Source organism: Dellaglioa sp. CoH-57-MRSF-22 (assembly GCF_056781895.1).
Map to the genome: position 1 here is coordinate 37,343 of NZ_JBXAXT010000005.1, position 19,981 is coordinate 57,323.

General features: G+C 35.7%; 18 protein-coding genes. 5 read left to right on the forward strand and 13 right to left on the reverse strand.

The features are described 5' to 3' along the window. Positions 1–27: 27 nt before the first annotated feature. The 4 genes from AC1RPR_RS06210 to AC1RPR_RS06225 all read right to left on the reverse strand — a co-directional run bounded on the left by AC1RPR_RS06210 (position 28) and on the right by AC1RPR_RS06225 (position 3,891). Positions 28–705 carry a WxL domain-containing protein gene (locus AC1RPR_RS06210; protein ID WP_481761753.1) on the reverse strand — a complete coding sequence of 226 codons (678 nt, stop codon included), beginning with the start codon at positions 703–705 and terminating at the stop codon, positions 28–30. 30 nt (positions 706–735) lie between these two features. Next, a complete protein-coding gene (locus AC1RPR_RS06215) occupies positions 736–1,452 on the reverse strand; it encodes a WxL domain-containing protein (RefSeq protein WP_481761754.1) in 717 nt (238 codons plus the stop codon). A gap of 49 nt (positions 1,453–1,501) precedes the next feature. After that, positions 1,502–2,134 (reverse strand): WxL domain-containing protein, encoded by a 633-nt coding sequence (locus AC1RPR_RS06220; protein ID WP_481761755.1) that lies wholly within the window; start codon positions 2,132–2,134, stop codon positions 1,502–1,504. 200 nt (positions 2,135–2,334) lie between these two features. Next, entirely contained in the window at positions 2,335–3,891 is a 1,557-nt protein-coding gene (locus tag AC1RPR_RS06225) for a hypothetical protein (RefSeq protein WP_481761756.1), read from the reverse strand. Between the two features lie 256 nt (positions 3,892–4,147). Here AC1RPR_RS06225 and AC1RPR_RS06230 point away from each other — a divergent pair, with 256 nt between their 5' ends. Together AC1RPR_RS06230 and AC1RPR_RS06235 are read left to right on the forward strand one after the other, a co-directional pair. Next, positions 4,148–5,587 (forward strand): amino acid permease, encoded by a 1,440-nt coding sequence (locus AC1RPR_RS06230; protein WP_481761757.1) that lies wholly within the window; start codon positions 4,148–4,150, stop codon positions 5,585–5,587. 140 nt (positions 5,588–5,727) lie between these two features. Beyond that, positions 5,728–6,561, forward strand: coding sequence for an undecaprenyl-diphosphate phosphatase (locus tag AC1RPR_RS06235; RefSeq protein WP_481761758.1), 834 nt, complete (start codon positions 5,728–5,730; stop codon positions 6,559–6,561). A 35-nt stretch (positions 6,562–6,596) separates the two neighbouring features. Here the strand turns inward: AC1RPR_RS06235 and AC1RPR_RS06240 are convergent, their stop codons facing one another. The 6 genes from AC1RPR_RS06240 to AC1RPR_RS06265 all read right to left on the reverse strand — a co-directional run bounded on the left by AC1RPR_RS06240 (position 6,597) and on the right by AC1RPR_RS06265 (position 15,411). After that, positions 6,597–7,310: a hypothetical protein gene (locus tag AC1RPR_RS06240; protein ID WP_481761759.1), complete on the reverse strand. Its 714-nt coding sequence runs from the start codon at positions 7,308–7,310 to the stop codon at positions 6,597–6,599. Positions 7,311–7,425: 115 nt separating this feature from the next. Then, positions 7,426–9,525, reverse strand: coding sequence for an L-type lectin-domain containing protein (locus tag AC1RPR_RS06245; RefSeq protein WP_481761760.1), 2,100 nt, complete (start codon positions 9,523–9,525; stop codon positions 7,426–7,428). Positions 9,526–9,576: 51 nt separating this feature from the next. Further along, a complete protein-coding gene (locus tag AC1RPR_RS06250; RefSeq protein ID WP_481761761.1) occupies positions 9,577–12,000 on the reverse strand; it encodes a hypothetical protein in 2,424 nt (807 codons plus the stop codon). Between the two features lie 137 nt (positions 12,001–12,137). Then, a complete protein-coding gene (locus tag AC1RPR_RS06255; protein ID WP_481761762.1) occupies positions 12,138–13,067 on the reverse strand; it encodes an alpha/beta hydrolase in 930 nt (309 codons plus the stop codon). A gap of 131 nt (positions 13,068–13,198) precedes the next feature. After that, complete coding sequence (locus AC1RPR_RS06260) at positions 13,199–13,951, reverse strand: DUF4811 domain-containing protein (protein ID WP_481761763.1); 753 nt, start codon at positions 13,949–13,951, stop codon at positions 13,199–13,201. Further along, positions 13,951–15,411, reverse strand: coding sequence for an MDR family MFS transporter (locus tag AC1RPR_RS06265; RefSeq protein WP_481761764.1), 1,461 nt, complete (start codon positions 15,409–15,411; stop codon positions 13,951–13,953). The genes AC1RPR_RS06260 and AC1RPR_RS06265 overlap by 1 nt, the downstream gene beginning before the upstream one ends. Positions 15,412–15,583: 172 nt before the next feature. On the opposite strand from AC1RPR_RS06265, the gene AC1RPR_RS06270 reads away from it, so the two are divergent. Further along, positions 15,584–16,039, forward strand: a complete 456-nt coding sequence (locus AC1RPR_RS06270; RefSeq protein WP_481761805.1) for a MerR family transcriptional regulator — start codon at positions 15,584–15,586, stop codon at positions 16,037–16,039. Between the two features lie 56 nt (positions 16,040–16,095). On the opposite strand, the gene AC1RPR_RS06275 is transcribed toward AC1RPR_RS06270, so the two are convergent. From AC1RPR_RS06275 to AC1RPR_RS06285, 3 genes are all read right to left on the reverse strand, one after another. Further along, positions 16,096–16,299 (reverse strand): hypothetical protein, encoded by a 204-nt coding sequence (locus tag AC1RPR_RS06275; protein WP_481761765.1) that lies wholly within the window; start codon positions 16,297–16,299, stop codon positions 16,096–16,098. Next, on the reverse strand, positions 16,277–16,507 hold the full coding sequence (locus tag AC1RPR_RS06280) for a helix-turn-helix domain-containing protein (RefSeq protein ID WP_481761766.1): 231 nt from the start codon (positions 16,505–16,507) through the stop codon (positions 16,277–16,279). Before AC1RPR_RS06280 ends, AC1RPR_RS06275 begins: the two co-directional genes overlap by 23 nt. A 154-nt stretch (positions 16,508–16,661) precedes the next feature. Then, positions 16,662–17,771: an NADH-dependent flavin oxidoreductase gene (locus AC1RPR_RS06285; protein ID WP_481761767.1), complete on the reverse strand. Its 1,110-nt coding sequence runs from the start codon at positions 17,769–17,771 to the stop codon at positions 16,662–16,664. A gap of 225 nt (positions 17,772–17,996) precedes the next feature. On the opposite strand from AC1RPR_RS06285, the gene AC1RPR_RS06290 reads away from it, so the two are divergent. Both AC1RPR_RS06290 and AC1RPR_RS06295 read left to right on the forward strand, forming a co-directional pair. Then, positions 17,997–19,004: a DUF1002 domain-containing protein gene (locus AC1RPR_RS06290; protein WP_481761768.1), complete on the forward strand. Its 1,008-nt coding sequence runs from the start codon at positions 17,997–17,999 to the stop codon at positions 19,002–19,004. A 254-nt stretch (positions 19,005–19,258) separates the two neighbouring features. Then, complete coding sequence (locus tag AC1RPR_RS06295) at positions 19,259–19,942, forward strand: metallophosphoesterase (protein ID WP_481761769.1); 684 nt, start codon at positions 19,259–19,261, stop codon at positions 19,940–19,942. The last annotated feature ends 39 nt before the right edge of the window (positions 19,943–19,981 follow it).

Here is a 19,981-nt window from a genome sequence, read left to right on the forward strand (position 1 = left end):
TAATTCTATCTTTTTTATTGTAAATAATTAAACAGCTGGTGTATCTGATAAAGTCCATGTTAACGTTGAAGCATACGCGATATCTGCTTTAGCAACGCCAGCTGGAATTGTTAATTTAACATTTTCTTTTTTAATGTTATCAACGTTAATACCTGCACCAGCGTCTGCTGTAGCACCAAGAACAACCCCAGAAGTTGTTGTATCAGCAATTGCTGATGACACTGCATGGTTAGCTGTAGAACCATTACCAACTGAAACAGCACCTGCGCCTAAACTAATTGCAGCGCCGCCAAGTTTTTCTGATTCATCAGCGTTAGCTAATTGCTTAGAACTTACTGATAAAGTCCAACCAGCATTTGTTCCACGAACATCACCAACTTCAACTGCAACATCTGTATCAGACGTTAAGTTAACCGTATTTGCCGTAATTTCATTTTCAGTACCAAAACTAATTGCTTTAGTAGCATAGATAATAGCAAGATTACCACTGTTACCAGTATTACCGTTATCCCCAGGTTCTGTTGGTTTTGTTGGATCTGTTGGGTCAACTGGAGGGATAACTTGTCCTTCATCGCCAGCTTTAAATTGAACACCAGTTGTTGTTGTTGCAGGTGTCATATCAGCAGCGTTTACGCTACCTGATACTGCTAAGCCTGCACCTAAGATTGTTGCTGATAATAATGCACTTGTTAATACGTTTTTCATAATTTATTTCCCCCGAATTTGTTATTTAATTTAAACAGCTGGTACGTCTGAAAGACTCCAGTTTAACGTTGTTGCATAAGTATCAGCTTTAGCTGAACCTGCAGGAATTGTCAAAGTCATGTTGTCTGCACGAATCTTATCTGCATTTAAACCAGCACCTTCGCCTGTTTTAGCTGATAAGACAGTTCCACCATCAGTAACCGCTGCAACTGCAGCAGCTGATGCAGGTGTTGGTGTAGCACCGGTACCAATTAAGGTATTATCACCTTTACCTAAAGCTAAGACAGCTCCAGCTAATTCGCCAGACTTTGTACTTTTGAATTGATCTGCTTTAACTGATAATGTCCAACCAGCATCTGTTCCTCGAGTATCGGCAACTTGAAGAGAAATAAAGTTACTACCTTTAAGGTCTTGTTTACTTGCTGAAACAGGTACAGTAGTGCTAACAGAACCAGTTCCATCATCTTTTGGAATCCCAAATGTTACAGCCTTTGTTGCATATACAATTGCTAAAGGACCAGCATGTCCTGTTTCACCGCCACCACCATCACCAGGATCTGTTGGGTCAACTGGGTCTGTTGGGTCAACTGGGTCTGTTGGATCTGTACCTGGTGTAAATGTTACTGAACCGTCAGTTGTTGCACTATCTGGTAAGACAGTATCTGCAGCATTTACGTTACTTGATACTGCTAAACCTGCACCTAAAATTGTTGTTGCTAATAATGAACTTGTTAAACTTTTTTTCATAATATATTTCCCCCAAATTTTTTTAATATTTCACCCGACTCTAACCTAATTAAGCAGGAGCGTCAGTCAATGTCCAAGTTAATGTTGTTGAGTATGCAGCAGCATGTGCTGTACCACCAACAACCCCTAAGTTAATACCCTTTTGTGCATAACTTGTTGTAGTTTCCCCTGCACCTTTGTCAACAGGTGCACTAATTGTTGCACCACCATCTAAGACGTTGCCTGTAGCTGTTGCTGTTACCTCAGGTACGTCACCAATATTATTCGATGCAGTACCATCAGGGAGTGACAATGTAGCACCTTCTAGTTCTACAGATTTAGCTGTAGGATCAGCAACAGTATCTACAACACTCATAAATGGTGTACCACTAACCTTAACGCTCCAACCAACAAATGTTCCACGAAGATCACTAACACTTACATTAATACCACTATTTGAATTTAATGTAGTATTCGCTGCAGAAATTGCTTCTTTACCAAAATCAACTTTACTTGTGACATTTGTAATTGACAATGATGCACTATTAGGATCTGTTGGATCTATTCCGCCAGCTGTAAACGTGGCACTTGCCGTTGTATCTTTTGATGTAGCAGTATCTGCTGCAGATACCTTACTTATTGTTCCGAAACCTAATACCACACCACTAATCATTACTGTTGTTAATAAAGTTTTTTTCATCATTGTTTCCCCCATTTTTCGTATACACTCACTATAGTCGATATTTGACCTAAAAACGGTCAATATTTCATGGTTAAGTGTTTTCTTTTGACAGTCATAATTACTTAATTCTTATTTAGTTATTCTTTTCTATAAAATTATAATACCAAAATTATTTCATTTAAAACGACCAACATTTACGTGTTAGGTGTCATTTTTTGACGTTATTTTACTGGGACACTTGATAATGTCCAATTCAAGTCTGCTTTATAGGCAGTTGCTCTAAGCTTTGATGGATCTGCCTTTAACAAAATACCGGTTCCATCATCGTTAAACTCCTTTCCTGTATCATTTACACCATTACCTGATAAAACGGTTATGCCAGCATCATTAATGATTTGCTCTGTAGCATTGGCATCACTTTTAAAGACCAAAGCATCTGGATCATCAGTTAATCCTGTTGATTTTACAGTCAACACCCAGTTACCGGCATCCACAGCTGAAAGGTCCACATTAAGACCAATTAATGGTGTTAAATTGGTTTTTTCATTTGGTATTTTAATTTTATCTCCATAATTTAAATTATTAATGCTATTAATTTTTAACGTTTTAGTTGGTTTTTTAACATTAAGGATGAATTTTTTAACAGTCGCATTACCTTGATCATCCGTTGTTGTGACGGTTATTGTATGTTGTTTAACCGTCAAGTCGGTCATCTTAATCGTATTAGTATGATCTTTACCTAGCGTTTTACTATTATCGTACTCCTCCTTATATTGACTGGTGTGTGCTACATCACCATAAGAATCTGTAATTTGAGTTGTTAAGGTCGTTGCATGATCACTATTCACCGTGTAGCTCACTGGGTACTCAGTACTTGCGACATCAACTACTGGGATATCCGTATTAGTCGTACTGTCTAATTTATCGCCTGCAATTGCATCTACTTTAATCTTAGGATTTGGTATGGTTACAATGATAGTTCCCTTAGTTGGAAAACTAGTTCCCCCACCTATTACTCTTGTAGCTGTAAGCTCAACTTTATTTTCCCCAATTGCTAGATCAGAATTTTTAATTGTAACTGGTGCTTGCATGAGTGTTTCTATTGGATCATACGATGTTGGATGAAAAGGTGCGTAAATTGTTGCCGTACTATCTGGTTTGGTTACTTGCACATTGAATACGTAGTTATCTAAAGATACGGCAGGATAGTACCCAGGTGATCCTTCTGGTGTTCCTGAGCCATCAACGCTATTTCCATTACCCGCATCATCCTGACTATAAAATAGGTCAGCTAACGCTGCATCTGCAGGCATTATTGTTGATTCTTTGCTAAGTACATCGTCAATGCTAATCGTTTTTTTACTTCCACCCAGAAACATCCCTACAATCTCTGCATTTTTATAATCATCAAATAACGTACGTGTTGTGCTACTTTGTTTTTTAGCCTGTTCTACTTGTTTCTTTTCGTCTTTTTGACTATCTAGTTTTTCACTAGATAGTGTAGACGACGCTGATTCTGAACTTGTTGCATTTGTCGTATCAACTTCTGAATCTATTTTTTCATCAGATACACTACTACTTGAGCTACTAGAATCTGCCTTATTTGATTCTGTTGATTCACTTAATACATTTTCTAAAGTTTGCTCTTTTATAGTCGCAATACTTGAACTAGTTGCTTCTTCTTGTTCACTTGCTGATATAGTTTCATTCAACGCTGTTCCCCCGAACAACATCATCGCACACAAACTACCTATCACAATTCTATTTTTTGGTTTCATAATAATCCCCCAGGATTCTCTTTTTAGTTTATGTCGTTAACCAATTACCGTTATAATATCATCTATATTCGGTAGACAACATTCAACATTTGCGACCTAGATGTGTTTTTTTGACATTTTAATCATAATTATATTTACTTCTTATAGTATGTATCACAAAATTTGATTGTACTTTATTTCATTTTTCTTTATACTTAACCATAGCTATCACTGCACCAGTATCATAAAATATTTTATCCATATGGAGGCTATTATTTTGCTAGAATCAGAAAAAACATTACGTTGGTATAACGTTGCTTTAATTGCATTCGTTTCCGTTTGGGGACTTGCAAATGTCTTTAACAACTTTGCTAACCAAGGACTCACTGTTATTACATCTTGGATTTTAATCATGATTTTTTACTTTGTTCCTTATACTTTAATTGTTGGTCAATTAGGCTCAACATTTAAAGATGCCAGCGGTGGTGTGTCTTCATGGGTGAAAGAAACTTCAACCAAGAGACTTGCCTACTATGCAGCTTGGACTTATTGGGTCGTACATATTCCTTACCTAGCACAAAAACCACAAGGTATTTTAATTGCCTTTAGTTGGTTATTCAAAGGTAACGGAAATTTCGTTAATGAAACTTCTGCTATGACCGTTTCACTTATGGGCTTAGTCATTTTCATTTTCTTCTTATGGATTGCCTCAAAGGGACTTGCTACTTTAAGTCGAATTGGTAGTGTTGCCGGAACAGCAATGTTCGTTATGTCATTATTATTCATCTTGTTGGCAGTTTCAGCGCCATTCATGACGCATGCTAAAATTCAAACACCTGATATGGGTGCCATTAAATCATATCTACCTAACTTTAACTTCGCCTACTTCACAACGATTTCAATGTTAGTTTTCGCTGTTGGTGGTGCTGAAAAGATTTCTCCCTATGTTAATAAAACAAAAAACTCAGCTAAAGAATTTCCAAAAGGAATGTTAGCATTGGCCGCAATGGTTGCCATCTGTGCTATTTTAGGTTCGTTCGCTATGGGATTCTTATTTAACGGAACTAACATCCCTGATGATTTAATCACAAATGGTCCTTACGAAGGTTTCTTACGTCTTGGTAGTTTCTATCACGTAGGTAATTTATTCATGATTCTATACGCAATTGCCAATGCGATGGCTCAAATTTCAGCGCTTGCTTTCTCAATTGATGCACCATTAAAAATTCTTTTAGGTGATGCTGATCCAAACTTCATTCCTAAAAGCTTGTCAAAACTTAATAAAAAAGGAACTCCCGTTAATGGTTATGCCATGACTGGTGTTTTAGTTAGTATTTTAATTATCATTCCTGCAATCGGGATTGGTAACATGAACGCATTATACAAATGGTTATTGAACCTAAATGCGGTTGTCATGCCTATGCGTTATCTCTGGGTATTCTTCGCTTACATGCTATTAAACAAACAATTGAAGAATTTCAAAGCCGGTTACAAGTTTGTTAAGAATCCTGTCGTTGGTTACATTGTTGGTGCTTGGTGTTTCTTATTCACTGCATTCGCTTGTATCCTAGGAGTTGTTCCTAAATTAAACTACTCAGATAGCCCTTCTAACTACTTGTTCCAATTAACACTTAATATTGTCACACCACTTGTCTTAGTTGCATTAGGTTTAATCCTCCCTGCAATTGCACGTCGCGGTAACAAAAAAGCCCTATAAAATTAATCTTAACTAAAATCTTATATTCACAAATAAACCTTATGCCTAAAAGCATAAGGTTTATTTAATTTTATGGTTTTTAATTTTCATATTAGGTATACTAGAGCAGTTAAATAAAATTTTGGAAGGAATCTATTTGTATGAATATTATTGTTATGTTAAAAGTTATTATTTTGGGAGTTGTCGAAGGAATTACAGAATGGCTTCCTATTAGTTCAACGGGACATATGATTTTAGTTGACGAATTTTTACAACTAAAAGAAAATGCTGCTTTCATGGAAATGTTCTTCGTTGTTATCCAACTGGGCGCTATCCTAGCAGTTTGTGTGTTGTATTTCCATAAATTAAATCCTTTTTCTCCAAAAAAATCGCAATTAGAAAAAAGAGATACGTGGTCTCTATGGAGTAAAGTCATTGTAGCTGTACTTCCAGCTGCTGTGATTGGGTTAGTTGCTGATGACTGGTTAAATGCGAAATTATATAATTTCCCAGTTGTTGCCTTAATGTTAATTATTTATGGTGTTTTATTCATTATTATTGAAAACAAAAAAGCCGATGCTGTTCCTTCTATTACATCATTCAATCAAGTTACTTACAAAACAGCGTTACTAATCGGTGTTTTCCAAGTTCTTGCTTTAATTCCCGGAACATCACGTTCTGGTGCAACTATTTTAGGTGCCATTTTATTAGGGACTTCTCGATTCATTGCTGCTGAATTTTCATTTTTCTTATCAATTCCAGTTATGTTCGGTGCCAGTCTACTCAAATTAGTTAAATACTTCCATAATGGTTATAGCTTTACCGGTGATCAAACAGCCGTCTTATTACTTGGTTGTGTAGTCGCATTCTTAGTTTCAATTGTTGCAATCAAATTCTTGATGGGTTACATCAAGTCGAAAGATTTCAAACCATTTGGTTGGTACCGTATTATTTTAGGTGCCTTGCTACTCGTTTACTATTTCTTCATTAAATAATTAGACAAAAAAACGCCGATAATATCGGCGTTTTTTTATTTAGTTTTCTTGGCTGGTGCTTTTTTCTTAGTAGTTACTTTCTTTACAGCCGGTTTCTTTTTAGCGGGTACCTTTTTGGCCACGGGCTTTTTCTTGGCTGCCGCCTTTACAGTTGTCGTTTTTTTCTTTGTTGTCGCTTTTTTTGTAGCCGTCGTCTTTTTAACTGCTGGTTTCTTTTTAACAGCTGGTTTTTTCTTAGCTGGAGCTTTCTTTTTCTTTTCAACGACAACTGGTTCTTTTTCTTCAATAATAGGTGGATTTTCAAGGAAAGCTATCTTTTCAGCAATCATAGTTGTGCTTGTCATATTATGATCACTGGGGTTTTCTAAATAATTAGTCACAGATGTAATTTCATCGATTCTTAATTTAGATGCGTTCAGAATTGGTGACTCAACAATCAGATAGACATTAACTTCTGCTTCATCTGTTACTTCATTAAAGAAGCTGGGTAACTTTTTATAATATTTGTATGGTAAATTAAGGATATTTGCTTCAAGTGTAAAAATTGCGGTACCTTCAGGATATTCAATCATCAATTGAACTTCTACAAGCTTACCATCCCGTACATTGTTTTCTAAATCAGCATAACACTTAGCGAATAATTCTGGTACACCAATCGCTTGGACATCTTCTGGTGTGGCAGTATAAAAAATCTTTGTGTACGCCTCTAACTCAATAGCGGACATGAATTGTTCAACGGTCATTTTCATTAGTTATCTATCCTCCGTATTCTCTCTACATAGTCCATAATATCCTAGATGGCAATAATTGCAAAACATAAATAAAAAAAGGATAACTTTTGTTATCCTTTTTCACTAATACTACTTATTTAGTTGGTACATTACTCAAATTCCATTGCACTGAAGCATCATATTCTTCACTTCTAACCTCGCTAGGTTTAACACGCAATAGAATTCCCGTATCTTTTGCCCACGTTTTAGTTATCTGGTTAGGAGATGAGTTCCCACCCGCAATATCTATCGAATGGTCTTTTAAAGGTGTCCCAATATCTGTCGCTTTTTCTTTGTAAATTAATGCATCTTTTAGCACAGTGCCGCTGGCTCCAACAACATCAGTTCCAGTCAGCTTTAAATTCCATGTACCTGGTACCGATGCAACTACCTGTATACTTAATTCTTCTACAGGGCTATAGGTTGTTTCTTCGTTGGGTATTGGAATATCACTTTGTCCAAAATTTAATGCACCCGTTACCGATGCTATTTCTAAAACACCTGGATCATTAACAGTGATAATTTCTTGACCCGTTACTGAATTACCATATTGATCTTCAACACTTACCGTATAAGTATTTTTTCCAACGTTTAACTTATCTGCAGGCAGCACTTCAGCGTAGTCAATGCTACCCAACTTATTGAATAGCATTGATTTATCACTAAAGGCTTTACCATTCAGCATCGTTGTTATCGTAACGTTATCATTTTCCATTAGTGTATCTGTTTTAACGTTACTCGTAACTTTAATCGACTGACCACTATCAATTGTTTTATCAAGCAATCCTGAAAGTGTCATCTTCTGCTTTAATGCCTTAATGGTAAACGTAGCTAGCTGAGATCTTACTATCGTATTTTGACCATTAAATGTACTAATTGGACTTGTTACTTTGGTATCTGTAGCAACAATTTTAGCTGTCCCATTCATACTGATCGTTGCTGTATCATTACTTTTTGATAAGTTTTTATTTAGACTTGATGTAATGACACCATCTTTAGTTGTTGTATCAAATGTTTGCGTTGTTCCATCGGCGTATTTAATGATACCTTCTTTGTCTAACGTCACAGCATTAGGCGTTTTTAACGAAGCAACGATTTTTTTCCAATCTTGCTTTCCATCATTGTATTTCAAAGTTGTTTGAAGATTAAGTTTATCCCCGCTGTTAGCAATTCCTGATGCGGTAATGTCCTTATTGTTCTGGGTAGTATCTGTCACTTTTTGCGTCGCCGTAACAGAAACTAAATCAGATATTTCTTCAAACATCACTAAATTTGTTTCCCAGTTACCGCCTGTTGCGCCCGTAAATCCCCAAGTCACTTGACCATCAGTGCTCGCAAATTTACTTTTATCAATTGGAACTGTCTTTGCAAGACCACCACCTAATACATCACCCGTACCGGGGACTTTATCTCCAATAGTATAGGTCATTGAGCCGGCAGTTGTAGACGTTGATTTATAATCAATTGACACATGCCACCATCTTCCATTAGATAAGTCAGCGACAGCAAGTAGTCCATCATGAGTTAATTTATTATACTTACTTAAAAAACCATTTTGTTCATAAGTAGCCCTTTGATTAGGATAATTGCTTGCCAGATGATTGTCTTGGATAGTGTTTAAATTATCAAATCCGTTACCCTTGCTTGCCTCACTATTTTTATGTGTATCAAATTCTAACGCCCATGAATTTTTAATAGCTGTTCCTGCAACGGTAGATTCTGATCCACCTTTATCAACACCCCAAACACCTAATGATTCGCCTCCACCAGAAATAGCACTGAGACCACGGCTATCATTTTGTAAAACAAAAGCCATCCCATCACCAGAATTAGCACCCTGATTACCGAAATACATCCACATTGACATTTTATTATTTTTATTAAGATTAAATTTATTGTTTGCTGTAGACCAGGCAGATCCCACTTGGTTAGTTGCATCCGTAATTTTTATAATTGATTTATCTGCGTTATCTGCTGTTTCAGAAACAACATTACCACTAGCATCGAATGTTACAATTTTTGCATTATTTTGTGTTCCTGTTGTTCCAGGTGTCAAAAGTCCATTTGATACTAATGCGTCTGGTGCCGATGCCACTGCGTTAGAATAATCATCAGCATTAACACCTGTAGAGCTAAGCCCTAATGTCACTAACACACCTGTAAAAAGTACAGCTTTCAGCCGTAATATTGTCATAATCCTATCTCCCCCCGGACATTTGAATTTAACCGACAATTAAGTTTATTATTAATTATTTGGTACATTCGTTAGCGTCCAATCTAATTCAGAACTATAGGTTTCAGCTACTTTAATTTCACTTGGTTCAACATCCAATACAATTCCAGAATCTGCTGACCAACTTTTTTCAACCGTAGTTGCTTGACCTACTCCTGTAGACACTATTGTACCATACGTTGGAGAAAGCGGTAACGTGTTTTCCTGATTTGAATTACGAAACCCAATAGTTGAATGCTTTAAAGTACTTTTATCACTTGCTGCAGTTAGTGGTCCTGCAGTCACAGACAATGTCCAGTTTTTAGCTGCTGACGTTTCTAACTTAAGCATATAGCTTGAAGCACGGTTTAAAATACTTCTTTTCGCTGGTATTTTATTATTAAAATTAATTGAATCATCTGATGAAATACTCAACAATCCTACGACAACAGAGATTGTTTGGTTATTAGAAATGTTTCCTTCAGAATCAACCGAATAAATAGTTAACTCGTGCGTTCCAATGGCAAACTTAGTTGTATCTAGTGCTACACTATGATCTTGTGTCGAACCTGGTTTAGTATTTGTATATTTTTCTAATTCAACAGGTGTTCCAGTACTTCCTTCTTTATAGTACGTTGTTAACGCTGCACTATTATCAGCTACTTGGAAAATCAATGTATATGGCGCTACAACGGTTCCTTTATTATCATTTAAAGTTAAAACGGGTTTAATATTAATTTTTTGTGTATATTTTTGCGTCGTATTACCATCTGGATCTGTTACTTGAACATTATAAGAATATTCGCCAGTGGTTAGTTTGTCCTTTGGAATCGTTACGTTAAATGTACCATCCGTTGCGACATCACCCTTAATAGGTGTTGTATCCTCATTAAGTGTCACACTGGCCGTTGTTCCTTTAGCAAAAGTTCCACCTAAACTAGATTTTACCGTTCCACTAATCGTCGCATCCGTTCCATAATTAATATCAATATCTTTAAGGCCATCAATCGTTAAGGCTGTTTTTGGTGATGCTTTAATCGTATAGCTAATAGGATTAGAATCAATCATTGCATTGCTTCCGATGAATTGACCTGCTGAAACAGTCACTGGTGTATCCACTTCAACTGGCATTACTTCACCGATAAATGAAATATGTGAACTTTGTCCAGGTGTAGATAATTCAGGTATTTGCGCGCCGGATAACCCAGCAGGGTCACTTCCATAGATATTACTAGGAAATTTTCCTGTACCAAAATCGTTAGGTATTTCATACCCAGTCCATTTTATATTATTAGCCGGGTATTTTAAATATCCACCTATGCCTGTCCACGATTGTTTTCCACTATCGTAAGTTACGGTAGTGTTGAATTTTACTTTATCTCCAGCTTTTACTTCTCCATTAGCCGAGACATCCTTGTTATTTTGTGTAATATCCGTCATAGTTTGTACCGCAGTCGCATTAACAAGACCTGGTACAGTTTCAAACATAACTAAGTTATTTTCAAAAGAGTCACCCGTTGACCCTGTAAATCCCCAACGGATTTTACCCGTTGTAGAATTAAATTTCGATTTATCAATTGGAACACTTGCCGTCTGCCCTGTCTGACTTGTATCTTCAGTAGGATCCAAGTCTTCTGTTCCTGAAATTGGTTTTTTATCATCAATCGTATATGTCATTGACCCAGCACTCGCACTCACTGATTTATAATCAATTGTCACATGATGCCATGCCCGATTTGATAAGAACCCATTATAATTAATAAGGCCTAAATGATTTAGTTTAACTGAAGAAGAGATTGTATGATTATCCGTGTATGTTGCCTCAACAGCTGGATACCCACTACCAATATGGTTAGGTGCTAAACTAGGATCTAAATCAAATCCGTTTCCTGAACTATTACCATTATTCAAATGAGTATCAAATTCTAGCGCCCAACTATTTTGAATAGCGCCTCTAGCAGTATTATTGGGGGATCCCGTACCCACTGAATCGTCTCCCCAAACACCTAACGTTTCACCTGCTTTAGTTGCAATAGCAGCATTTCCTTTTGCATCATTTTGAAAAACAAGTGCCATCCCATCCCCAGCAGTATTCGTTTTGCTACCAAAATAAATCCACATAGAAGCTTTACTACTTGTATTAATATCAAATGAATTTTCGTCTGTTGACCAAATTGCTGCTTTTTGATTCTTAGCATCCGTAATTTTAACCATCGTTTTAGCAGCCAGATTAGTCGAATTAGGATCTTTATTGGTATCGGTTAATTCGACCATACCACTAGTTGCTACTACTCCAGCACCAGTACCCGTCTGGAATAAATTTGTCATTAAAATTGCTCGAGGTGCTGATGCTTTTGCAGAATCATAATCCGCATCTGCCTTGATACTTGTTACATTAACTAAAAAGAATAACCCAAAAGTTAGTAGTGTTAATTTTAATTTATTATTAATTTTCATGTTGGCCCCCACCTATTTTCCCCAAAGTTCATCTATAATAACTAATATGATAGCATGATACAGACAAAAAAAAACATCAAAAATAGAGGGTACCCCCACACTTTTTGATGTTATTTAAAAAATAAATGATTTTATTATTAATCTAAATTATCATTCATAAACTTAACGACTTTTTTAGTATATAATTCTGGATCCTTACTGAACGCTTTTCCGTGACCTGCGCCCTTCACAATCCACAATTCCTTCGTACCTGCTGAGGCTTTGTAGTTGTCATAAACCATTGCGCTAGGAACGAAATCATCCTTGTCGCCATGAATGAATAATGTTGGTAATTTATTTTTCTTTAATTGTTTAACAGAGTCAGCTTCTGCAAAAGAGTAGCCCGCACGTAACTGAGTTACCCAACTAGAAGTTGTTATTAATGGTTCTTTTGGTAAATTGAATTGGAGTTTCAATTGATAAGCTAACAAATCTTCAACATTTGTATAACCACAATCTTCAACAATTGCTTTAACTTGAGTTGGTAACTTTTCACCACTCATCATCATGACAGTAGCACCACCCATGCTAACTCCAAACAAGCCAATCTTTTGATCTGTTCCCTTTTCGGCAATTAATTTTTTGGTCCATTTAATGTAATCTAAGCGATCTTTCCATCCGAAACCAATATAATCGCCCTGACTTTTACCTTGGCCTCGATCATCTGGCGCTAAAACGTTATAGCCATTATCATGAAATAATTTTATATATGAAGCCATACTTTCTTTATTTTCCATGTAACCATGTGCCACAACAACTGTTTTTAAAGATTTAGTTGCCGCCGGTACATAGTCAGCAACTAATTTTAAATTTTCACCTGCTGATGTTTCTGTCCAGTTTTCTTTTTTAGTACTGGCCAACCATTTTTTTGCTTCAATTGTTCGCTTTGGTGTTCCTTTTGATGTTCCCGTTAATGTTTTTTCTGTATTTTGAATGGCATAGTGATAGAGATAGAAACTACCCCCTGTAATTGCAACCGCTAATAACACTAAAATACTGACAATCCAAATTATAATTTTCTTTTTCATTCAAAGAAACTCCTTTATCGTTTATGCCATTAACGTATTATAGCATTGTTTATTTTATAATTCACGTTTTAATTTAAAAAAATAACCACATTAGTTGGATAAACTAGTGTGGTTACTAAATAAATAACGGTTTATTTAATTTCTTTAACTTCTTTTAATACGTTTTGCATTACTTTTGCTTTTGTTTGTGCCTTGAAAATTGTTGTTGCTTGTTCTGCAATCTTAGCTTGATCAGCTTTCGAGATTGATGCATCTTTCATCATAGCATTTGTGACAGCTGCTTTAACAAAAGTAGCACCATCCGCAGCAAGTTTAGCTTTTCCTGCCTTTGTATTCATTTTAGCTGCTTCTACTTTAGCAATTTTAGGCATGGCCTTAGCTTGCTTAACCGTTAATGTTGTCCAACTCTTTTTAACGTAGAATGTATGCGTACGTTTTACTAAAGTTTTATCGTTATTAGCGATACCAAACATTAATCGATACCCATTACCTTTATAAGTCCAACGGGTTTCTTTAGTAACTAATTTGTTACTCTTAGCATTTTCAACAATCTTGCTAGTTGTATCGTCTGTCTTAGTTGCCTTTGTTTTCTTTTGTGATGCCGTATTTTTATAAATAACGACTTTTTCAGATCCATCTGTACCGATAGGCTGATATAGTAACATGTCCATCTCTTTAGAACTAGAAGCTAATTGTTCTGTCTTAGTTGTCGTTACTTTTTCCATTCCATAATGTGCACTGTAGTTAGCAACAATTAAGCCACCTGTAAGAATAATACAAAGTGCAAAAATGCCACCTAAAATGTAGCTCAGTACATTATTACGGATGAGGTTCCACGTAAGGAAGAATAAAATAATTGAAAGAATTAATAATAAAATAATCATTATTTATTACCTCCATTTTTTAAAACTTGTTGTTTTGATTTTAAGAAGAATGAAAATCCGAGCCCAACCACACAGAAAACGACTGCGATGATAAAGGCAGCATGATAACCACTTAATGTCGCATCAATAGCTTTTGTTTTGTAATCTAATGGTGCCGATTTAAGCATTGATTTAGCTGGTAATGCAGCTGTTGTTACATTTGTTAGAACGGAAATCATAACCGCTGTTACGATTGAACTTGCGATTTGACGAGCTGTATTATTAACAGCCGTTCCATGACCCATCAAGTTAGCTGGTAATGCATTCATCCCTGATGTTGTTGTTGGCATCATAACCATTGAAATCCCAAACATACGAACTGCATACATAATTGTGATGTATAAAGTTGGCGTATCTTTTGTTAAGAAAACGAATGGAATTGTACCAAGTGTTAATAAGAACATACCACCAGTTGCCAATTTCTTAGCACCATAAATATCGAATAATCGTCCCGTTATCGGACTCATAATCCCCATCATTAAAGCACCAGCCAATAAGGTTAATCCTGACTCAAATGCGCTATCTCCACGTACAATTTGGAGATACATTGGTAGAATCATTTCAACACCGATCATAGCCATGTTAACAATTGAACTTAAAACGGCTGCAATTGTGTATTCTTGGGAAGCAAAAACACGTAATTCCAAGAAAGGATTTTCCATTGTTAATTGACGCCATATGAATAAACCAATAAAAATAACACCCACAACAAGGAAACTAAGTACTGAGGTACTTCCCCAGCCGTTATCTCCAACTGTTGAGAATCCATAAAGTAAGCCACCAAATCCAATTGTTGATAAAATCAATGATAAGACATCAATTTTAGATTTGTGTGTTTTGATGACCGGTTTCATAAACCAGAAAGAAGCCACAAAAACAATTCCTACTAATGGAATAATCATACCAAAAAGATCACGCCATGAAGCATTATCAATAACCCAACCTGAAAGTGTAGGTCCAATTGCAGGAGCTAGTCCGATAACTAAACCGGCAAGTCCCATTGAAGCACCACGTTTTTCGGGTGGGAAAATTGAAAGCATAATCGTTTGTAATAAAGGCATTGTTACCCCAACACCGACTGCTTGAACTAAGCGAGCTGTTAACAATACCCCAAAATTAGGTGCGATAAATGCTAAAACTGTTCCTAATTCAAAGATACCAATAGCACCTATGTATAACCATTTGGTATTTACACGACTACTTAACCATGCACTAACTGGAATTAAAATCCCGTTGACTAACATAAATCCTGTTGTTAACCATTGAACAGTTGACGTTGTTACGTCAAATTCATCCATTAATGTTGGAAATGCAGTTGCTAAAATTGTTTGATTCAAAACCGTACAAAATGTCCCTACTAATAAAATTGCAATTAGCATGGGGCGATTATATGGTTTACCCTTTGCATCTAATCCATCCATACTTAAAACCTTCTTTTTCTTTAATTTATCTTCGAAGACTAATATAAGACTATCTCGCTTTAATGTCAAGTAAGTTGACAAACGTTTTAATATATATATAATCAGTATAGTAAACATCACAATGAGATTGTTAGATAAATTTTTATTTAGGAGGTATATTCGTTTGGCAGATATGGACGATATTGCAAACATTAAAGATTATGCAAAAAGAATGGCCGTTATTATGAAGAATGATACATTTTCAATCGGAATCGGTGAAATTGCCGAAACAACTGGGCTCACTCAGAGTCAAATTCGTTATTGGGAACAAAAAGGCTTTATTGATTCTATTAATACTAATAAAAATCAGAATAGAAAATATTCTTACCATACCTTATCAATTATTCGATTAATTAAATCTTACTTAGACTCTGGATTTACACTTAAAACAGCTGCCGCTAAAGCAAATGCCCATAAAGAAATGGGTAAAATGGTTCGTCAGATATTTACGGATCGTTTCGTTGGCGTGGAAGAAATCGATGGTTTACCCTGTATTAATCTCGGTTTCTTTGATAAAGAAGAAACTCAAACGTTATACATTGTCATTCATGATGACTCAACTGAAATAAAAGTTGTTCCGGTAAAATAAAGAAGCTTTCAATACTTGTTTGTAGACAAGTATTGAAAGCTTCTTTATTATCATATCTATTTTAGACCCATAATCCCCCATGCAATCATGCCAATGAGTGCAAAAATAATCCAGTAATAGCGAGCTAGGAATTCCCACCCATTATTAATCGGTTTATATTGCCACTCACGCCATCTATGATTTTCGTGCCAATCTTTATCTGATTCATCTTCTTCTATAAATCGTTTAATTCTAGTTTTAAACTCTGACGTTTTTTTCACTGGCATCGCCACCAAAAAGTAATATTTCTACAGGGACGTCTAAAATTTTGGCTACCGATTCAATTTTTCCCAAATCAGGTTCAGCTTCTCCTGTTTCCCATTTTGATACAGCTTGTCTTGATACAAACAATTGATTTGCCAATTCTTCTTGTGACATTTTTTTCTCTTTACGTATTTTAACGAGTTGTTCCGCAAATATAATTTTCATCCCTATAACCTTCTTTCCTCTATTTAACATCTCAAATATTAGCATACAGCAAGGGGTGCAACAGGCAACCGCTAGTTGAAAGGGCCGCAACTAAAAATAGCATGCGGCAAATTAAATTTGCAACACACTATTTGTCTAGATTTAGTTTTGTTTTTTAATCAACTAACCGCTCAGGCATCATATCTTTTAAAAATTCAACAGCACCATCGCTAACCATTAATTTTTCCCGATCATTTTTAGCTAAGGTTCTTTTTATAGTTTCTTCTTGTCCATTCAATAACTTTGATGTCCACTTAGGATCAATTAAGAGTGAACGACCAACGGCTACTAAATCAGCGTTAGCCAAAACACCATTAACATCTTCCCGAGTCCGAACATCTCCTACCCCGATTAATGGAACACGACCATTTATCTTTTCTTGGACATAATCCATTCTTGATTTTTCATTGAAATTTATATTTCTCGAAACACTATTATACTTACCTAATGAGATATGTAGATAATCTAATTTTTTATCAGCAAGTTTATCAATCAAAATCATTGAATCTTCCATACTAATACCTGGCTTTTCATATTCTTCAGGCGAAAAGCGGTAACCAACAATAAAATCTTTTACACCTGATTGATCAACACTCTCAATAACACCATCAACTACATCATTAATGAATTTAAATCGCTTATCAAGCGTGCCACCCCAAGCATCATGACGTCTATTTGAGTGTGGTGAAAAAAATTGTTGTAGTAAATACGTATTCGCACCATGCAGTTCAACGCCATCAAATCCCGCTTTAATTGCTCGTTTTGTTGCTGATTTAAAGGATTCAATCAACTCTAAAATTTCAGTTTCTGACAATGCTTTAGGAATTTCTGCGTCTGGTCTTTCTGCCGCAACAGCACTGGCTGAAACTGGTAATTGTCCTCTAAGTACCGTTGAATTTGTCATACGACCCGCATGGAAAATTTGTAAAATAGCTTTAGTCCCATTCTTTTTGATTGCCGATGCCAATCTCGTTAGCCCGGGAATAAACTTATCATCATAGATGGCAAGTGAGCCTTCCCAACCTTTTCCATTTGCTTGGACACTGGTAGCTGCCGTAATAACAGCCCCAACTTCGCCTGAATGTAGTGCATAATAATCTGATTCATCATGTGTAACAACTTCATCATAGTAGCTCATCTTAACGGTCATTGGCGCCATTAAGATTCTATTTTTCAATTCCAATCCCCGCCTGAATCTAAAGGTATCCGTCATCTTTTTTGTCATCGTTATTCTCCCATTCAGTCGTTAGTTTTATTTAAATTAGTCATACCATACTACTCAAAATTATGTTGCTAGATTAAATGATGCGCTCATTGTCTCACTTACAAAGAAATCTCTCAATGATGATAAATCTTAATTTTTTCTATTATTCAAACTCAATTATTATGATTCCTTCATCAGATAGGTATAATAAAATTAAAATACATGCTATTTAAGGAGCAAACCATTATGAAATTCAGACAATTAATTTATACAGTAACTCTTACAACATTAGCTGTCTTGAGTCTAGGATCTGTTGCCTCTGCTGCAACTAATGATTCAAGCTCAGCTTCATCAACATCGGGCACAACAACTGACTGGTCAAATCCAGTTGTCACATTAGGAACAAGTTTAACAGATTCACAAAAATCAGGAACACTTTCAACTTTAACAGCTAGCTTAAACGGTAGTTCTTCATATTCGACATTACCCGTAAATGGCGCAACTTTAGTTAAATATCTCAATAGTTCTGGTGGCTCATTTACATCAACTTCAGGTGTCTGGTCATCTGCTATGGTTCAAAAAACGAGCAGTGGTTCTGGTATCAACGTTGAAATTTTAGACTACAATGGTAAAAATAACATCACCACAATTACAGAAAACCAATATAAAAACGCCGCATTAACAGCTGGTGTAACTGATGCCAATATCTATGTCACTTCTGCTACACCAATAGATGGATCAGGTGCTTTAGCTGGTGTTTATGCAGCCTTCGCTACAAACGGGGACGCTCTAAATACAAAACAAGTCACTGCCGCACAAAATGAAATGTCGACTTTAAGTGACATTACACAAGCCAATAAAAGCAAAGATGGGTATACTGATTCACAATTGAATAACGCTGTAGCCGGTGCTAAAAATGATATGGCTAAAGAAGGTAGTTCTATTACAAATAATCAAATTACTACTATTGTAAATAACCAAATCACAAATAATAACTTAACAAATGTCATTACTGATAATCAAAAACAAGATATTATTGCCGTGTTAATCAAGATTCGTGATTCAGGTGCTTTAGATTCATCAAATTTCAAATCACAAGCAAGTAAAGTTGCAACAAATATTCAAGATGGTGCTAAAGATATTTTCAGCAAATTAGACACAGCTGAAAATCGAAACTTCCTACAAAAAATTTGGGACGCAATTGTTTCATTTTTTAACGCTATCTGGTCAGCTATTAGTTCTTGGATTTCATAAATAAAACTAACCATATAGGTTTTAAGAAGAACTTACAGTTTTAGACTAAAAATCTTACTGTAGGTTTTTTTAGTTAACTAATCAAACGGAGGCATGATACTATCACGAAGAAAAAAATATTAAGTGTCATTTTCATCCTATTAATAGTAAGTGCCGCATGTACCTTTTACGCATTTAAAATAGAGCCTTACCGCGTTGTCGTTAAAAATATTGCTTTAAATAAGGCAGATACTACTAAAAAGAAACTTAAAATTGTGCAAATTAGTGATGTCGAAATAGCAGATGATTATACACCTGAAAATTTCGGAAAAATTGTTAATAAAATCAATCAAGAAAAACCAGATTTGGTCTTATTTACAGGTGATTTATTCAGCAATTACAATCAATACCATCCCGTAACAGCTATTGTTCAAAAACTAAGTGAAATTAAATCAACCTATGGAAAATACGCAGTATATGGAAATAAAGATTACGGTGGCGGTGCAGCCAGAGTTTACACTACTGTAATGAATCAAGGTGGTTTTACTGTCCTTAAAAATAGTTCAACGACTATCAATGTAGGTGGAAATTCATCCATTTGGTTGGGTGGTGTAGATGACTCTCAATTAGGTATCCCCGATGTCCAAACGACAGTAGCTCCTGATAAATCCAATTCAACGTACCATATTTTAATGGCTCATGAACCTAGTTTGTCAAATGGTTCATTTAATACCGTCGATTTAATTTTAAGTGGTCACACACATGGTGGCCAAATTCGTATTCCTTTCACTAATAAAGGATTATTATCTGATCATGACGGAGATGGTGGCTACTCTAGTGGCCTTTATACACTAAAGAACAATACAAAATTATATGTTAATAGTGGTATTGGAACATCTCGAATCTCAGCTCGATTCCTAGTACCTCCACAGATTGCAGTATTTGACTTGTATCTTTAGTAATAGTCATTTTAAGCTACTCATAATTATTGGACAAAA